Below are 17,140 nucleotides of genomic sequence, written 5' to 3'. Positions count from 1 at the left end.
TATTACCTAATATCACTTGACTGCGCCTTGTTTGATTATGTCGATTTTTTTGATAAGGCGTTCACGCACTTCTTCACGGTCACTGCCTGCGACAAAAACATCGAAAATTGCATTTTTAAGCACTTGTGTAAGAATTTCTATGAGGCATTTAACGCTTTCGTTATCCTGAAATTTCAGATTTTGTCTGTCAACCATAGTGTAAATCTCGTTGTTGGTGAGTGCCATATTAAAGCGATTTTTCAGATATTCGCTCACAAGGTCATCGTTTGCCTTAAAGCTGTCTACAATGTTTCGCATAATTTTCATTGTTTGCTTTTGACTGCTGTAATCGCCGAAATAATCAAACATTTTAATGTACATAACAAAAAGGTCGCCGCATGAAAGTTTTAAAATTTCTTTGGCTTTGTTGCTTGATTCTTCAAACATAGTTTTAGTGATAATTTCTATCAAATCTACCTTGTCATCAAAATACTGATAAAAACTGCCTCGGGAAATTTCAGCGGTTTTTATAATTCTGTTTATAGAAACCTTTTCGTTAGGTCGTTCCATAAATTCTTTTATGACAGCGTCGGTAATACGCTTTCTTTTTTCGTACGGAAGATTGTAAAATGTTTTTTTAATCATACCTATTACCTCCTGATATGACAGGTTATCATATTTGCTATAATTTTAGCATTATATAAATCCTTAGTCAATAAAGGTAACACAAATGTTATGTGAAGTTTTTGTGTACAAACTACTTAATAATGTCAGCACATTTTCCTTTTGTAAATTCAATTAAAGTTTGAGGGTCAAGGTCAATCTGATAACCGATTTTTCCCGCACTTACAATAATGTTCGGATTGTTAAGGCAACTTTCGTGGAAAACGGTAGGGTATTGCTTTTTCATTCCGATAGGTGAGCAGCCTCCTCGAATGTAGCCTGTTACTTTTAAAATATCTTTTACATGAATCATCTCAACGGATTTTTCACCAACTGATTTTGCGGCTTTTTTAAGGTCGAGTTCCGCCGCAACGGGAACAACAAATACAAAGTAGCTGCCGCTTACGCCTTTTGTGACAAGCGTTTTGAATACACATTCGGGATTTTGCCCCAAAAGTTTGGCAACGCTTATGCCGTCAACAGCGTCTTTTCCGTGCGGATATTCGTGTGCTGCATAATCTATTTTTGCTTTTTCGAGAATACGCATTACATTAGTTTTAAATTCTGACATAACAGCCTCCAAATTACAAATATGTAATGATGATTATAATGTTTAATAATATACACATATAATTTTATTGTGGAAATTTGTGTATGTCAAGTATTGTTATAAATTAGACATAAAACTGTGTTTTTGCTCAAAATTTTAAAAATATTGATAGATATATATTGACTTAATTACTGCAATAAAGTACAATAGATTAAAAATAAATTGTATATTTTTCGTTTTTTCGCATTTATTGGGTATGTTTAATTGATAATTGCCACAGCACAAGGCTTTGGCTTAAAGAATTTTGCGGTATATATAAAGAAAATTACGGAAGGATGATTGGCAATGCTGACTAAAAGCGAAGAAGAGATTATGAATTTATTATGGGAGGTGGGCGAGCCTCTGGCAAGTTCTGAGATTGTAAGCAAATCTGTAAACAGAACATGGCGCAAAAGTTACATTAACCTTTTAATCAATTCATTGCTTAACAAGCAAATGATTGAGGTTGTGGGTGTAAAACAGATGACAAAGAATTATGCCCGCACTTTTCAGCCTACAATGTCAAAGTACGCTTATTCCGTAAAGCGGATTTTTTCTCAAAAAGGTTTTAAAGAAGAGAATATTCCCGACCTTTTTGCCGAGATAATCGCAAATACGGAAAATCCTCAAATTCTTGAAAAAATGCAAAGTCAGCTTGACGAGCGCAAGCAGGAGCTTTTATCCGGAAATAACAGTCAGAGTTACAGCGCATAAATTTTATGATAATAAATACAATATAAATTTTACCTTGTAAAAGAATTGTTTTCTTTTATTAAGTACTACTTTAGTGAGTGTAGGAGGAAAAATGAAAAGACAGTTTGACTTAAATATCGAAAAAATATTGGATAATTGGGAAATACACCACGCTATACGAGAGATTATCGCAAATGCGCTTGATGAAATGGTGCTAACCAAAACAAAAATGATTACTATTGAGAAGTATGATGATGGCTTTTGGCATATTAAAGATTTTGGACGTGGATTACAATACCAACATTTTACTCAAAATGAAAGCACAGAAAAGAAAAACAGTCATTCTGTTATTGGAAAATTTGGGGTTGGTTTAAAAGATGCTCTTGCCGTTCTTTATAAAAATAATATTTATGTTAAAATCTTATCAAAATACGGTGATGTAGAATTAGGAATGTATCCTAAAGAGGGATTTCCTGATACATATACTTTACATGCTTTAATCTCAGAACCTACAAATGATCAAATGATAGGGACTGAGTTTATTTTGGATGTAAGTGATGAAGACATAGGAGCAGCAAAGTCCTTGTTTTTAGCTTTTTCTGATAGAACACCACTGGAAAATACGGAGTACGGGGATATTTATTTAAAATCTAACGATTTATCTGCTTCGATTTATGTTCATGGTGTAAAAGTCGCTGAGGAATCGAATTATCTTTTTGATTACAATATTACAAAACCTAATACGAAATTAAATAAAAGCCTTAATAGAGAAAGAAGTGCAGTAGGTAGAACTGCTTATTCAGATCTTGTTAAAAAAATGCTCCTTAATGCAAAAGAATATTCTGTTATTGAGTTATTGATTAACGAATTACAAAATAAAATACCAGAAGGAACTAATTGCGATGAGATTTCTTTAATTGATGTGCAAAGTCATATAGTAAAAATAGATAATAAAACAAAACAAAGAGTTTACATTTCACAATCGGATGCATTAAGTCTTACAAATGATGATAAAGAAAAAATAAAAGAATCGGGTAAAGAAATTGTTGTACTCCCAAATGCCACTCATAAAAAAATAGAACAAGAAAAAGATTATAATGATAATGAAATTGTGACATTTTCAACTGTTTTACGTGAATATAAAGATAATTTTAAATATCAATTTGTTGATGAGTCGTTGCTAACTGAAAGGGAAAAACAAGTTTTGTCTCTTAAAGATTGGGTATTGTCAATTTATGGAAATAAAGAGTATTTAAACAAAATTTATGTGTCTGAAAGTATTAATGAAATGATATCCGGTGATACACTTGGTGTATATGAAAAAAGTGAGGATAGGATAATACTTAAACGAAGTATACTACAAAATGAATTTGTTTTTTGTGAGGTGCTTTTTCATGAACTGGTACACGCTATGACTGGCTATGTAGATAATGATCGTAATTTTGAAAATGCTCTTGGTGAAATAATTGGCAAGTTGTGTCAAAAAATTTTAAACTTTTAGAATGAGTGTTATAAAATATGCCAGTATAAAAATACAGCCGTCAAACTGTTTCAGTCTGACGGCTGTATGCTTCGAGTTTAAAGTCTTACAGGAATATTTTTTTCGTTAAGATATTTTTTTAATGTGGGAATCGGAATTTCGCCGAAATGGAAGAGAGAGGCTGCAAGGACTGCGTCTGCTTTTCCCTCTGTGAATGCGTCATAGAAATGCTCAAGAGCGCCTGCGCCGCCGCTGGCGATTACGGGAATTGAAACTTTTTCCGAGATTGCTCTTGTAAGTGCGATGTCATAGCCTTTTTTCTGTCCGTCCTCGTCCATACTTGTAAGCAGAATTTCGCCTGCGCCGAGCTGTTCACATTTTACAGCCCATTCAACCGCATCAAGGCCTACAGGAGTTCTTCCTCCATTCACATAAACTTCCCAACCGTTTTCTTTTCGCTTTGCGTCAATGGCGGCAACTACGCACTGACTGCCGAATTTATAAGCCGCCTCGCTGATAAGTTCAGGTCGATGAACGGCAGCGGAATTAACGGAAACTTTGTCTGCGCCTGCTCGTAAAAGTAAATTGAAATCGTCAACACTTCTTATACCGCCGCCTACGGTGAACGGAATGAAAATTGAATTTGCTACTTTTTCAACCATATCAATTGTAATATTTCTTGAATCGCTTGAAGCTGTAATGTCGAGAAATACAAGCTCGTCTGCGCCTTCTTTATCGTATTGCTTTGCACATTCCACGGGGTCGCCCGCATCTACAAGATTAACAAAGCTCATACCTTTTACAACTCTGCCGTTTTTTACATCAAGGCAGGGGATAATTCTTTTTGCATACATATCTTTTCTCCTTACTTTCCGTTTACCATATCGGCAAAGTTTTTAAGAATTTTTAATCCGACTTCACCGCTTTTTTCGGGGTGGAATTGCGTTGCGGAAACATTTTCCCATTCGATTGCCGCATCAATTTGAACTCCGTAGTTTGTCCTTGCGGCAACAATTTCAGGGTTCTTTGCCGTTAAAAAGTATGAGTGAACAAAATATACATAGGCATTGTCTTCTATACCTTTAAAAATGCCGTCCTTTTTTACAATATCAAGACTGTTCCAACCTATATGCGGTATCTTTAAGCCTGTATCGGCAGGAATTTTTGTTATGCTGCCGTCAAAAACAGATAAGCCTTTTTTATTAGGGCTTTCTTCGCTTTCGGGAAAAAGCAACTGCAATCCAAGGCAAATACCTAAGAAATGCTTTTTTGTCTTTATAAAATCAAGTACGGTGTCTTTAATGCCGTAGCTTTCCATGGTGTCCATTGTATCTCCGAATGAGCCTACGCCCGGCAAAACGGCACCGTCTGCCTTTAAAATCATATCTTTATTTCTTGTAACAACACAGTCACAGCCGATATATTTCAAAGCCTTATTTACGCTCTGAATATTTCCTGCGCCGTAGTCAATTATAGCAATCATAATCTGTCCTCCCGATTACATTTCAGCATAGTAGTATATTAGCATATTTGCTCGTTTTTTGCAAGAAAAACAGTGCGATAATTCATTATTTCAAAAAATAAAAAATTAACCTGTTTTTCGGTTGAATTAAAATAACTTGTGTGTTACAATTAAATATGTATGTAAAATTAAGAAAAATCCTGCGTTTGCAGGTTGCTCATAATTACAGAATTTTTAAAAGAAGGTTATTTGATGATCACTCATTTATTGACAAGAATAGATTTGAGTATGCACTCGCTTTCAAAAGGTCAAAAGCGAATTGCACTTTATATAGAGGAGCATTATGACAAAGCGGCTTTTATGACTGCCTCAAAGCTCGGCGAAACCGTCGGCGTTTCGGAAAGTACGGTTGTAAGATTTGCCACAGAGCTTGGCTATGACGGCTACCCAAAGCTGCAGAAAGCCATGCAGGAAATGATAAGGGATAAGCTCACTTCTGTTCAGCGAATTGAGGTTACTTCAAGCAGAATCGGCAATGACGATGTTTTAAACAGCGTGCTGAATCAGGATATTGATAAAATCCGCAGAACCATTGAAGAAACCTCGCACGAGGATTTTGAAAGGGCTGTAGACAAAATCTGCAATGCCGACAGAATCTATATTTTCGGTGTTCGTTCAACTGCCGCAATCGCAAGTTTTCTCGGCTACTATTTTGAACTTATTTTCGATAATGTAAGAGTAATCGACTCTACAAGCCATACAACAACATATGAGAGAATTTTCAGAATGACCGACAAAGATGTTATGATAGGAATTTCATTCCCACGATACAGCACAATGGCTGTTGACGCTATGAACTATGCCCGTTCGCAGGGTGCGCACGCTATAGCAATTACCGACAGTATGGTGTCGCCGCTTGTTAAATCGGCAGACTCCGTACTTATTGCAAGAAGCGATATGGCGTCAATAGTCGATTCGCTTGTAGCCCCGTTAAGCCTTATAAATGCGCTTATTGTTGCGACTGTTCTTAAAAAGAAAGACGAAGTATCCGAAAACTTCCGCAGACTTGAAACCGTATGGAACAGAGAAGGAGTTTACGCAAGCGGAGAGAAGAACGAGGAAGAAGAGGCGGAAGCGGGAAAGAAGAATGGAAAGTAAAAAGGTAGTTGTGGTCGGCGCAGGTGCGGCGGGTCTTATGGCTGCATCGGCAGCGGCAATGTACGGCGCAAGCGTAACATTAATAGAAAAAAACAAGCGTGTCGGCAGAAAAATTATGATTACGGGCAAAGGCAGATGTAATGTTTGCAATAACTGCGATGTTGAAACTTTTATAAGAAATGTTCCTACAAACGGAAAATTTCTTTATTCGGCAATCAACAAATTAACTCCCGAAGACACTGTTGCGTTCTTTGAGGGACTTGGACTTTCTCTTAAAACAGAGCGTGGCAACAGGGTTTTCCCGCAGTCCGACAAAGCTGTTGATGTGGTTGATACATTGTATAACTATGTAAAAAACTGCGGCTGTAAAATTGTGGAAGACACCGCCGAAGAACTTTTGCTTGAAAACGGCGAGGCAGTCGGAGTTAAGTGTAAGAACAAAACATATTATGCGGACAGTGTGATTATATGCTGCGGCGGTAAAAGCTATCCTCTCACAGGTTCTACGGGTGACGGATACACTCTCGCAAAGCAGGCGGGACATACAATAGTACCGCTAAAACCGTCGCTTGTTCCGCTCGAAAGCAAAAATCTCGACTGTAAATCAATGCAGGGCCTTGCACTTAAAAATGTTGGTCTTAAGATTGTTGATACACAGAGCGGTAAAACGGTTTACGATGATTTCGGAGAAATGCTCTTTACTCATTTCGGTATGAGCGGCCCTATGATACTTTCGGCAAGCTCACATATCCGTGATATTTCGGACGGCAGATACAATGCCGTAATTGACATAAAACCTGCACTTTCTTATGAGCAGCTTGAAAAACGCTTACAGCGTGATTTTGACGAAAATCATAATAAAGATGTTTCTAATTCATTTACTAAGTTGCTGCCTAAAAAACTTGTTGTACCTGTTTTAAAGCGTTGGGGTATACCTTTTGATAAAAAATGCAATTCTGTTACTAAGGAAGAACGCAGAATTCTTTGCGAACTTTTAAAGGCTTTTACCGTAGAAATCAGCGGTTTTCGTCCTATTGAAGAGGCAATTATTACTTCGGGCGGCGTAAAAACCACTGAAATTAATCCGAAAACAATGGAAAGCCGACTTGTAAAAGGACTTTACTTTGCAGGCGAAGTAATAGATTGCGATGCATATACGGGCGGCTTTAACTTACAGATAGCATGGAGTACAGGTAATCTTGCAGGCGAAAGCGCCGCTTATTAAGAAAGGAAGAATAAAATGTCTGTTGCAATAGCACTCGATGGTCCTGCAGGTGCAGGTAAATCCACTATAGCCAAAAGAGCAGCGAAAGCTCTTGATTATATATATATTGACACGGGCGCTCTTTACCGCACAATCGGTCTTAGCGCAATGAGAAGAAATATTGAGCCTGTCGAATCAAAAGAAGTGAGTGATATGCTTTCGGAAATTAAGGTTGAAATTGCTTTTAATGATAAAATGGAGCAGATAGTTTTGCTTGACGGCGAAGATGTTTCTTCACTTATCAGAACTCCCGAAGTATCTATGACAGCGTCAAAAATTTCCGCAATTCCCGAAGTAAGAGCGTATTTGCTTGATTTGCAGAGAGATATGGCAAAGAAAAATAATGTGATTATGGACGGCAGAGATATCGGTACGGTTGTTCTTCCCGATGCAAAAGTAAAAATCTTTCTTACCGCATCTCCCGAGGCAAGAGCCGAAAGACGATACAAGGAGCTTTTGGAAAAGGGAATGACTGTAAGTTACAACGATGTTCTTAAAGATGTAAACGAGCGTGATTACAATGACTCTCACCGCAAAACCGCTCCGCTCAAACCTGCAGAAGGCTGTGTGATTGTAGATACTACAGAGCTTGACTTTGAGCAGTCGGTAGAAAAAATAATTTCCGTTATAAAGGAGAATGTTTAATGGGACAGTCAAAGGTGCTTTACAGAGTCGGTCAGGCGGTTTGCCGTCCGATTATGAAAGTGTTTTACAGATATAAATTTATCAATAACAACTCTATTCCGCATGAGGGAGCATATATAATTGCAAGCAATCATATGTCGTTTTCTGACCCTGTGCTTTTAGGTCTTGGTCAAAGGCGCAGACTTTTCTTTATGGCAAAACAGGAACTTTTTAAAAACAAGTTTTTTGCAGGATTAATCCGTGCACTCGGTGCGTTTCCCGTTGAGCGTGGCGCAGGTGACGGCAAAGCTATAAAAACAGGTGAAGACCTCATAAAAGAGGGCAATGTAATGACTATCTTTATTGAGGGAGGCAGAACAAAGACAGGCGAATTTATGCGTCCGAGAAGCGGCTGCGCACTTGTTGCTCAACAAATGCAGGTGCCGGTTATTCCTGCGTGCATCACAATTACGGGTAACCCGAAGTACCGCTTTGCAAAGAGAGTAATTCATTTCGGCGATCCGCTTACTCCGCAGCAGCTCGGACTTACACCCGACGGCGACAGACGACAGCTTAAAAATGCCACAAATATGATTATGGACGAAATCAAGAAGATGAGGGAGCAGGACAGAAAATGAGCATAACCGTTGCAAAGTCTGCCGGCTTTTGCTTTGGCGTAAACAGAGCAATAAATATTGTGAACAGTTTGCTTGACAAGAATGTAAAAGTATCTACTCTCGGACCTATCATTCATAATATGGAAGTCGTAAACGAACTTGAAAGCCGTGGCTGTAAAGCGGTTGATAATATTGTCGAGGTAGAAAAAGACGCTACTCTTGTTATCCGTTCTCACGGTGTTCCAAAATATGTTATTGACAAATTAGTTGAAAATGGTGTAAAATATGAAGATGCAACATGTCCTTTTGTCAAGAAGATTCACAACATAGTTGCAAATCCCGACAACAAGGACGGCATAGTTTTAATTGCAGGCAACAGCGTTCACCCCGAGGTTGAGGGCATTATAGGTCATTGCAGCACCGAATGTCACACCTTTAAAAACAGTGAAGAAATTGACGAGATTTACAATATTGTTCTAAAAAAGAATAATAAACAGGTTTTTGTTGTCGCACAGACCACATTTGACACAAAAGAATGGAAAAAGTGTGTAAAAAAGATTAAAAAACTATGTACAAATGCAAAAATATTTGATACAATATGTAATGCAACGTCAGTTAGACAGACCGAAGCTGACTTACTTGCGGCTCAATCCGATTTTATGGTAGTAATAGGCGACAGGCACAGCTCAAACACGGGCAAGCTTTTTGATATATGCAAAAGGCAGTGCGATAACACAGTTCTTATTGAAACAGCGGATGAGCTTGATGCTTTACAAGTCAGCGTTGCTGAAAAAATTGGCGTTACTGCCGGTGCATCTACTCCGGCAAGGATAATAAAGGAGGTACTGGATACAATGAGTGAAATTAAATCCGGTGTAACAAATGGTGAAGAATCTTTTGAGGCATTGCTTGAGGAATCCCTCAAAAACTTAAATACAAATGAGAGGGTAATGGGTACAGTGCTCAGCATTGCGCCTAACGAGGTTCAGGTTGATGTCGGCAGAAAGCAGACAGGCTTTATTCCTGCCAGTGAGCTTTCTAACGATCCTAACGCTAAGCCGGAGGATATCGTAAAGGTTGGCGACAAGATCGAGCTTCTTATTATGAAGACAAATGATCAGGAAGGCACAATTATGCTTTCTAAGCGCAGAGTAGACGCAGCTAAGGGCTGGGAAATTCTTGAGTCTAAGGTTGACTCACAGGAAGTTCTTACAGGTAAGGTTACAGAGGCTGTTAAGGGCGGTGTAATCGTTATCTACAACGATGTAAGAGTATTTATTCCTGCTTCACAGGCAACTGCTACTCGTGACGAGAGCCTTGAGGATCTCGTAGGTAAAGAAGTACAGTTCAGACTTATTGAGGTTTCACAGCGTGGCAGAAGAAAGAGAGCTATCGGCTCAATCAGAAGCGTACTTAAGGAGCAGAGAGCTGCTCAGCGTGAGGAGTTCTGGAAGAACTGCGAAATCGGTAAGAAGTACACAGGTGTTGTTAAGTCACTTACAAGCTACGGTGCATTTGTTGACCTTGGCGGTGTATTTGGTATGATTCACATTTCAGAGCTTTCTTGGACACACATTAAGCACCCAAGTGAGGTTGTAAATGTTGGCGATACTGTAGAAGTATATGTAAAGGACATCAACGAGGAAACAAAGAAGATTTCTCTCGGCTTTAAGAACGCTGACGAGAATCCATGGGAGATCCTCAAGAACCAGTATCCGGTGGGCACAGTTGTTAAGGCTACAATCGTTGGTCTTACATCATTCGGTGCTTTTGCAAACATCATCCCGGGTATTGACGGTCTTATCCACATTTCTCAGATTGCTAACAAGAGAATTGAAAAGCCCGCTGATGTACTTTCAGTTGGCGAAACAGTAGAAGCTAAGATTACTGCTATTGACTTTGACAAGAAGCGTGTAAGCCTTTCAATGCGTGCACTTCTTCCGGAGGACGAGCAGGCTCCTGCTGAGGCTACTGAAGAGGTTGCTGAATAATTTGTTATTAAACAGGGCATTCCATTATAGGGATGCCCTTTTGTTCTATTTTATATAATAAACCGCAAAAGGAGCGATAAAAAATGACTCCAAAAGAAGAATTTATTGAGATTTATACAAAGTACATAACACGCAACGGTGCAGATGAACTGCTTGAATGGCTCAAGCGCACAGACTTTTTTACTGCTCCTGCAAGTACGAAATATCATTGTGCCTGCGAGGGCGGACTTGTAATGCACTCGGTAAGCGTGTTTAATACAATGATGGAAAAGCATTATGACGAGGAAACCGACAATATCGAGAGCTTTGCCATTTGCGGACTTTTGCACGATTTGTGCAAGGCTCAGTTTTACAAGGTATCCTCAAGAAATGTTAAGAACGAGCAGACAGGTGCGTGGGAAAAAGTACCTTATTATGCAATAGACGATCAGTTCCCGTACGGTCATGGCGAAAAGTCAGTATTTTTGATTGAACGCAAAATGCACTTAAAGATTGATGAGGCAATGGCAATCCGTTGGCATATGGGAGAGTTTGGTGATAAAAACAGCAATTCAATTTCTCTTGCATACGAGCGTTATCCGCTTGCCGTAAAGCTCCACCTTGCAGACCTTGAATCAACATATTTGAAAGAAAAGGGCACTTCGGCAGTAAACAAGTAATTTTCATTTTTGCTTTATTTTTGGCATATAACACCGCTTGTTTTATGAAATGTTAAATAAGGATGATTTTATGGATATAATTTTGGCAGAACAAAGAATAAAAGAGCTTACAAAGACGATTGAGTATCACAATAATCGTTATTATAATCTCGATAATCCCGAAATTTCCGATTACGATTATGATATGCTTTTGCGTGAGCTTGAAAACCTTGAAAACGATTTTCCTACACTCAAGTCACCGCTTTCGCCGACAAATAAAGTAGGTGGCGAGCGTGGAGAAAAATTCTCTCCCGTAACTCACATAGTGCCTATGGAAAGTTTGCACGACAGCTTTTCTCACTCGGAATTGTTTGATTTTGACAGAAGAGTGCGTGAGGTTGCTCCGAAAGTAAAATATGTTGTTGAGCCAAAATTTGACGGTCTTTCCGTATCTTGCGAGTATCGCAACGGTGTATTTGTTCGAGGTTCGACAAGAGGTGACGGAACAGTCGGTGAAGATGTTACGGATAATCTTATGACAATACGCTCACTCCCGAAAAAGATTGAAAATGCGCCTGCATTTTTAGAGGTGCGTGGCGAAGTTTATATGTCTTTTGACAGCTTTAACGAACTTGTCAAGGAACAGGAAGATAACGAAGAAAAGCCGTTTAAAAATCCGAGAAATGCCGCCGCAGGTTCATTAAGGCAAAAAAATTCTAAGATTACCGCAAAGCGCAAGCTCGATATTTTTGTGTTTAATATCCAGCAGATTGAGGGCGCAGAGATTACAAGCCACCACCAAGGCCTTGATTACCTCACAGAGCTTGGTTTTCCTACCGCTTTTTACAATATTTTTGACGATATGCAAGAGGCTGTTGAAGAAATTGAGCGTATAGGAAATATGCGAGGTACATTTGATTATGCGATTGACGGTGCGGTTGTAAAGGTTGATGATTTTGCAACAAGAGAATTATTGGGCAGTACCGCAAAATATCCGAAATGGGCGGAGGCATATAAATATCCGCCCGAAGAAAAGGCGACAAAATTGCTTGAAGTTGAAATAAATGTCGGCAGAACAGGCGTGCTTACTCCTGTCGGAATTTTTGAACCTGTATTTCTTGCGGGTACGACAGTAAGCCGTGCAACGCTCCACAACAAAGATTTTATAGATGAAAAAGGTATTTGCGTAGGTGATACGGTAATTATCCGTAAAGCCGGAGAGATTATTCCGGAGGTTCTTTCTGTAAAAGAACACGGCGAAAATGCGGTGCCTTTTGAGTTTCCGAAACTTTGTCCGTCCTGTCACACTCCTGTTGTGCGTGACGAAAATGAGGCTGCTATTCGCTGTACAAACACCGATTGCCCTGCCCAGCTTATGCGACACCTTATCCATTTTGTAGGCAGAGATGCTATGGATATTGACGGCCTCGGACCTGCTGTGCTTGAACAGCTTGTGAATGAGGGACTGATAAAATCTCCTGCCGACCTTTACAGATTAACGGTTGACAGCATAACCGCCCTTGACAGAAAAGCCGAAAAATCTGCGCAAAATCTTATTAATTCAATTGAAAAATCAAAACACAATGAATTATATCGCCTTGTTTTTGCACTTGGCATCAGAAATATAGGTCTTAAAGCCGCAAAACTTTTATGCGAAAATTTTGCGAATATTGATGACCTTATGAATGCAAAAACAGAGGATATTTCCGCAATAGAGGGCTTTGGCCTGATTATGGCGGAAAGCGTAGTGAATTATTTTTCTGCCGAAAGCACAAAAAATCTGATTGACGAACTGAAAGAACTCGGACTTGAAATGAAACCGTCCGAACAGAAGAAAAAGGGCGGAATTCTTGAGGGCAAAACCTTTGTTCTTACAGGCACTCTGCCGACTATGAAAAGAAGTGAGGCAGGCAAACTGATTGAGCAGAACGGCGGAAAAACAAGCTCTTCCGTATCTAAAAAAACCGACTATGTGCTTGCGGGCGAAGACGCCGGAAGTAAACTGACAAAAGCACAGCAACTCGGTATTGCAATTATTTCGGAAGAAGAATTATTAAATATGCTTGCTGAATGAATTTAATAAGAAATGCGCTAACCTAAAAATAAATTAACTATAGCTATTATCACGGGGACTGCACTGTCCGCAAAATATATGACTATAACACAAAGGACTATCTTACATAAGTAGGATAGTTTTTTGTTTTTGCTTACAATCTATCATTCAAAAAATATTTAAACCTTGTTCTTTTTATGTGCTTGTCTGCATACATATTAACAAAGCCAAGGAAAGGACGATAAAAATGACAAGTCTTAATAATGAGGGCAGGTTTGTACTTGCCATACGCTCGCTAAGTCAGAATATTTATCAGAGAATTTTACCGCTGTCGCAAAAATTCTGCGATACTGCGCAGGAAATAAGATTGCGTGTAAACAGACCTGTAGCGGTTGTTTGCCCGGATACTACATATTTTCTTACGGAAAAGGGCGGGCTTACCAACACTATACTTGACGGCTCAATGCTCACAGTCAGCCGTGGCGACCTTACGGATACTTTTCACAACATTTGCAATTACTCGGTATATTCAAAACAAAGTGAAATTATAAACGGCTTTGTTTCAATGCACGGCGGTCACAGAGCGGGTATCTGCGGTACGGCAATTTGTGAGGGTGACAAGGTAATAAATATCCGTGATATTTCGTCAATTAACATCAGAATTGCAAGAGAGCATAAAGAGTGTTCAAGAGCTGTTATTGACACTCTTAATCCCGACTTTGGCGGCGTGCTTATTTGCGGTGCGCCATGCACGGGCAAAACCACGCTCTTAAGGGATATGGCAAGAATACTCTCGACCGAATACGGCAAGAGAATTTCTTTGATTGACGAAAGGGGAGAACTTGCGGGCACTTCCTCGGGTATCCTGCAAAATGACATCGGACTTTGTGATGTGTTTGACCTTTACGATAAGCCGAGCGGAATTATTCAGGCTATACGCAGTATGTCGCCCGATATTATTGTTTGCGACGAAATCGGTACGCAGAGAGATATTGACGCTGTGGAATATTCCGTGAATTCGGGTGTATCTTTTATTTCTACCTTGCATTGTTCAAGCGTTGACGAACTTAGAAGAAAAGATAATATCCGTAAACTCGTTTCCTGCGGCGGCTTTAAAACCCTTGTTTTCCTTGATAACAGAGCGTCTGCCGGCAGAGTGAGCAAGATTATGAGAGTCGGTGATGTATTTGGTAATTAAAATTATCGGCTGTATCTTGCTTGTGAGCGCAACAACTCTTATGGGATTTAAAAAAGCCCAACGGCTGTACAAACGCAGAGATTTTATAAATGACTTTTTGGTTTTCCTTGATACTCTTGCGACAAATATTCGCTACAGTACAGATGAACTTTCGATTATTTTTTCCAAAAGCGAAGACAGATTCGGAAAAGCAATATACGGTGCGTACGAAAAATACGACGGTACATTTTTTAAAAAATGGAAAAATGCGGTAGCGGATATTTCCGACGGTTACGCTTTAAAGCACGAGGATAAACAGCTTTTATGCTCATTCGGAGAAAAACTCGGCATAACCGATGTAGAGGGACAGCTCAAACATATTGAGCTTTACAAAGGGCTTGCGAACGCTCATCTTGATGACAGTAAAAATGAAATAAAACAAAAATCACGGCTTTACAAAACTATGGGATTTTTTGTCGGCACGGCAGCCGCACTTGTTATAATCTGAAAGGATAGCTATGGATGTTGAACTGATTTTTAAAATAGCTGCAATCGGTATAATTGTAGCCGTGTTGTGTCAGGTGCTCATACGCAGCGGCAGAGAAGAACAGGCAATGCTTACGACGCTTGCGGGTCTTATAGTTGTGCTTACTCTGATTGTCACGCAGATAAGCGCCTTGTTTAACACGATAAAGCAGTTATTCGGCTTTTAGGAATAAAGTATGAATATTATTACTATAGCCGCTGTCGCAATTGTATCTGCAATTTCTGCCGTAGCAATAAAAAAGCATAACGGTGAAATCTCGCTTATGCTTTCAATTGCCTGCGGTGTAATATTGCTTACAGCCGTAATTTCGTTTGCGGCTACGATTTTGCAGACGGTAAATAAAATTGCGGCAGCATCTGATATGAATATTGAGTATATAAAAATATTGCTCAAGGTAATAGGAATATGCATTGTAACAGAGCTTGCTGTCAGTGTATGTAAGGAGTCGGGACAGCAGGCAATAGCAACAAATGTTACGCTTGCAGGTGAAATATTGATTATGGTAACATCACTTCCGCTTTATACGGAAATTTTAAATACAGTGGTGTCACTTGTAGAAAACTCCTGAAGGAGTGTTGATGTTGAAAAAAACAGCGGTGTTTTTAGTTGTGATTGCGGTTGTTTTTCTGTCGCAGATTACTGTATTTGCAGCCGATACAACAGCCAAAACCGGAAGTACAACAAATGATATTAACAGCATTTACGATACTTCTGCTTTATATGACAGCCTGTCTGACGATGTAAAGCAGAGCCTTGAAAATATAGGGATAAACGGCATAGACAGCAATGAGCTTTCGCAGATTTCGTTCGGAGAAGTTGTGAATGAAATTGTAAAACTTGCGGGCGAAAACAGCGCAGGGCCGTTAAAAGCGGTAATCTCACTTACCGCACTCTTGCTTATATGCTCGCTTTTATCTTCGTACAAAAATTCGCTTTCAAGTGAACTTTCCTCCTCACTTGGCATAGCAGCCGTACTGTGTGCTACCTGTACGGCTGCACTCCCCGTAATTGAAGTAATTTCAGATATGTCAACGGTAGTAAAAACGGCATCAAGTTTTATGCTTGCATTTGTGCCTGTAATGGTTATGATTATGTCGAGCACGGGACACGCCGTAAGCGGTGCGTCATATTACGCAATGATGATCGGCGCAGGAGAGGGAGTGGGACAACTAAGCTCAAAGGTAATAGTTCCTTTTCTTAATATGTTTCTCGGTGTATCAGTAACGGCAAGCGTATGCTCGGAATCAAAACTTACGGGTATAACTTCAATAATTTCAAAAGCCGTAAAATGGGTACTCGGGTTTGTTATGACTGTATTTACAGCTGTACTTTCTTTTAAGCAGATGATAACTACCTCGGTTGACGATGTTTCTACACGAGCCGTGCGATTTACTTTAAATTCATTTATTCCGATAGTAGGCTCAGCGCTTTCAGATGCATACAAAACCGTACAGGGCAGTGTAAACTTGCTTAAATCGGGACTTGGAATTTTTGTTATAGTATCTATTGCTTTTGTGTTTCTGCCTATAATACTTAACAGCCTTTTGTGGATATTTACTTTATCGGCAGGAAAGTTACTTGCGGAGATACTCGGCATAAATCAGGTAAAAGATTTGCTTGAGGGTGTCGGTACCGTGCTTTCAACCTTGCTTGCAATTGTATTGTGCATTATGTCGGTTTACATAATTTCAACTGCACTTGTGCTTTTGATGGGAGGCGGCGGAATATGAGCGGTATGATTTCTGCGGTTATAACAGTTTGTGCCGGTGCTCTTATTTGCAGTCTGCTGTCGGCATTTGTACCCGAGGGTACTACCAAAAAAACCGTTGCCCTTGTAATCGGTGCGTTTATGGTATGCTGTCTTATTTCGCCGATAACCTCGGCAATTTCTTCTATAGATTTTGATGCCGAACCTGTTGATTACAGCGAAGATCAAGTTTCCACTTCCGACGAAGCCTACGCAAATGTTGTGATTAAACAGGCACAACAAAATCTTGAACAAAGCCTTACCGACCTGCTTGCTCAAAACAACATAAAAATATCCGAATGTAAAATCGTACTTGCAAAATCGCAGTCAAACAGCATAATTATCGGTGACATCAGCATATATATGAGTAATGAATATAAAAGCCGGAAAGATAAAATCGGCTCAATTGTTTTTGAAAGCTTCGGAGCATATCCGAGAATAACTTTTATTTAAGGGTG

At 39.4% G+C, this 17,140-nt stretch carries 19 protein-coding genes; 15 read left to right on the top strand and 4 right to left on the bottom strand.

The features are described 5' to 3' along the window. Positions 1-12: 12 nt before the first annotated feature. Positions 13-624: a TetR family transcriptional regulator gene (locus KGF34_RS03945; RefSeq protein ID WP_022235490.1), complete on the bottom strand. Its 612-nt coding sequence runs from the start codon at positions 622-624 to the stop codon at positions 13-15. A gap of 112 nt (positions 625-736) precedes the next feature. After that, positions 737-1,213 carry a Cys-tRNA(Pro) deacylase gene (ybaK, locus tag KGF34_RS03940; protein WP_022235491.1) on the bottom strand — a complete coding sequence of 159 codons (477 nt, stop codon included), beginning with the start codon at positions 1,211-1,213 and terminating at the stop codon, positions 737-739. A gap of 324 nt (positions 1,214-1,537) precedes the next feature. On the opposite strand from ybaK, the gene KGF34_RS03935 reads away from it, so the two are divergent. Then, a complete protein-coding gene (locus KGF34_RS03935; RefSeq protein WP_252559883.1) occupies positions 1,538-1,945 on the top strand; it encodes a BlaI/MecI/CopY family transcriptional regulator in 408 nt (135 codons plus the stop codon). A 91-nt stretch (positions 1,946-2,036) separates the two neighbouring features. Further along, positions 2,037-3,425 (top strand): ATP-binding protein, encoded by a 1,389-nt coding sequence (locus KGF34_RS03930; protein ID WP_252559882.1) that lies wholly within the window; start codon positions 2,037-2,039, stop codon positions 3,423-3,425. Positions 3,426-3,502: 77 nt separating this feature from the next. On the opposite strand, the gene hisF is transcribed toward KGF34_RS03930, so the two are convergent. Both hisF and hisH read right to left on the bottom strand, forming a co-directional pair. Beyond that, entirely contained in the window at positions 3,503-4,258 is a 756-nt protein-coding gene (gene hisF / locus KGF34_RS03925) for an imidazole glycerol phosphate synthase subunit HisF (protein WP_022235493.1), read from the bottom strand. Between the two features lie 11 nt (positions 4,259-4,269). After that, positions 4,270-4,887, bottom strand: coding sequence for an imidazole glycerol phosphate synthase subunit HisH (gene hisH / locus KGF34_RS03920; RefSeq protein WP_252559881.1), 618 nt, complete (start codon positions 4,885-4,887; stop codon positions 4,270-4,272). A gap of 231 nt (positions 4,888-5,118) precedes the next feature. Between hisH and KGF34_RS03915 the strand changes: the two genes are divergently transcribed. From KGF34_RS03915 to KGF34_RS03855, 13 genes are all read left to right on the top strand, one after another. Beyond that, the gene (locus KGF34_RS03915; RefSeq protein WP_252559880.1) at positions 5,119-6,024 is read left to right on the top strand and encodes a MurR/RpiR family transcriptional regulator; all 906 of its coding nucleotides are present in this window, start codon (positions 5,119-5,121) and stop codon (positions 6,022-6,024) included. Beyond that, complete coding sequence (locus KGF34_RS03910; RefSeq protein WP_271229689.1) at positions 6,014-7,249, top strand: NAD(P)/FAD-dependent oxidoreductase; 1,236 nt, start codon at positions 6,014-6,016, stop codon at positions 7,247-7,249. Before KGF34_RS03915 ends, KGF34_RS03910 begins: the two co-directional genes overlap by 11 nt. Positions 7,250-7,264: 15 nt before the next feature. After that, on the top strand, positions 7,265-7,933 hold the full coding sequence (cmk, locus tag KGF34_RS03905; RefSeq protein WP_252559878.1) for a (d)CMP kinase: 669 nt from the start codon (positions 7,265-7,267) through the stop codon (positions 7,931-7,933). Next, positions 7,933-8,550 carry a lysophospholipid acyltransferase family protein gene (locus tag KGF34_RS03900; RefSeq protein WP_022235498.1) on the top strand — a complete coding sequence of 206 codons (618 nt, stop codon included), beginning with the start codon at positions 7,933-7,935 and terminating at the stop codon, positions 8,548-8,550. Before cmk ends, KGF34_RS03900 begins: the two co-directional genes overlap by 1 nt. Then, a complete protein-coding gene (locus tag KGF34_RS03895) occupies positions 8,547-10,520 on the top strand; it encodes a bifunctional 4-hydroxy-3-methylbut-2-enyl diphosphate reductase/30S ribosomal protein S1 (RefSeq protein WP_252559877.1) in 1,974 nt (657 codons plus the stop codon). Before KGF34_RS03900 ends, KGF34_RS03895 begins: the two co-directional genes overlap by 4 nt. 83 nt (positions 10,521-10,603) lie before the next feature. Continuing rightward, positions 10,604-11,179: a hydrolase gene (locus tag KGF34_RS03890; RefSeq protein ID WP_117704287.1), complete on the top strand. Its 576-nt coding sequence runs from the start codon at positions 10,604-10,606 to the stop codon at positions 11,177-11,179. Between the two features lie 70 nt (positions 11,180-11,249). Beyond that, positions 11,250-13,232 (top strand): NAD-dependent DNA ligase LigA, encoded by a 1,983-nt coding sequence (gene ligA, locus KGF34_RS03885; protein WP_252559876.1) that lies wholly within the window; start codon positions 11,250-11,252, stop codon positions 13,230-13,232. A gap of 226 nt (positions 13,233-13,458) precedes the next feature. Continuing rightward, positions 13,459-14,409 carry an ATPase, T2SS/T4P/T4SS family gene (locus KGF34_RS03880; RefSeq protein WP_195410042.1) on the top strand — a complete coding sequence of 317 codons (951 nt, stop codon included), beginning with the start codon at positions 13,459-13,461 and terminating at the stop codon, positions 14,407-14,409. Continuing rightward, a complete protein-coding gene (locus KGF34_RS03875; protein WP_252559875.1) occupies positions 14,399-14,896 on the top strand; it encodes a stage III sporulation protein AB in 498 nt (165 codons plus the stop codon). The genes KGF34_RS03880 and KGF34_RS03875 overlap by 11 nt, the downstream gene beginning before the upstream one ends. Before the next feature lie 10 nt (positions 14,897-14,906). Next, on the top strand, positions 14,907-15,101 hold the full coding sequence (spoIIIAC, locus tag KGF34_RS03870; protein ID WP_022235504.1) for a stage III sporulation protein AC: 195 nt from the start codon (positions 14,907-14,909) through the stop codon (positions 15,099-15,101). 9 nt (positions 15,102-15,110) lie between these two features. Beyond that, positions 15,111-15,503 (top strand): stage III sporulation AC/AD family protein, encoded by a 393-nt coding sequence (locus KGF34_RS03865; RefSeq protein WP_252559874.1) that lies wholly within the window; start codon positions 15,111-15,113, stop codon positions 15,501-15,503. 10 nt (positions 15,504-15,513) lie between these two features. Further along, positions 15,514-16,665, top strand: a complete 1,152-nt coding sequence (locus tag KGF34_RS03860; RefSeq protein ID WP_252559873.1) for a stage III sporulation protein AE — start codon at positions 15,514-15,516, stop codon at positions 16,663-16,665. Beyond that, a complete protein-coding gene (locus tag KGF34_RS03855; protein WP_022235507.1) occupies positions 16,662-17,135 on the top strand; it encodes a stage III sporulation protein AF in 474 nt (157 codons plus the stop codon). The genes KGF34_RS03860 and KGF34_RS03855 overlap by 4 nt, the downstream gene beginning before the upstream one ends. Positions 17,136-17,140 lie beyond the last annotated feature (5 nt).

This window comes from Ruminococcus sp. FMBCY1 (assembly GCF_023921805.1).
Taxonomy (GTDB): Bacteria; Bacillota; Clostridia; order Oscillospirales; family Acutalibacteraceae; genus Ruminococcoides; species Ruminococcoides intestinale_A.
Note: the sequence above shows the minus strand (reverse complement) of the source record. Positions and strands in the feature narration are given on the sequence as shown.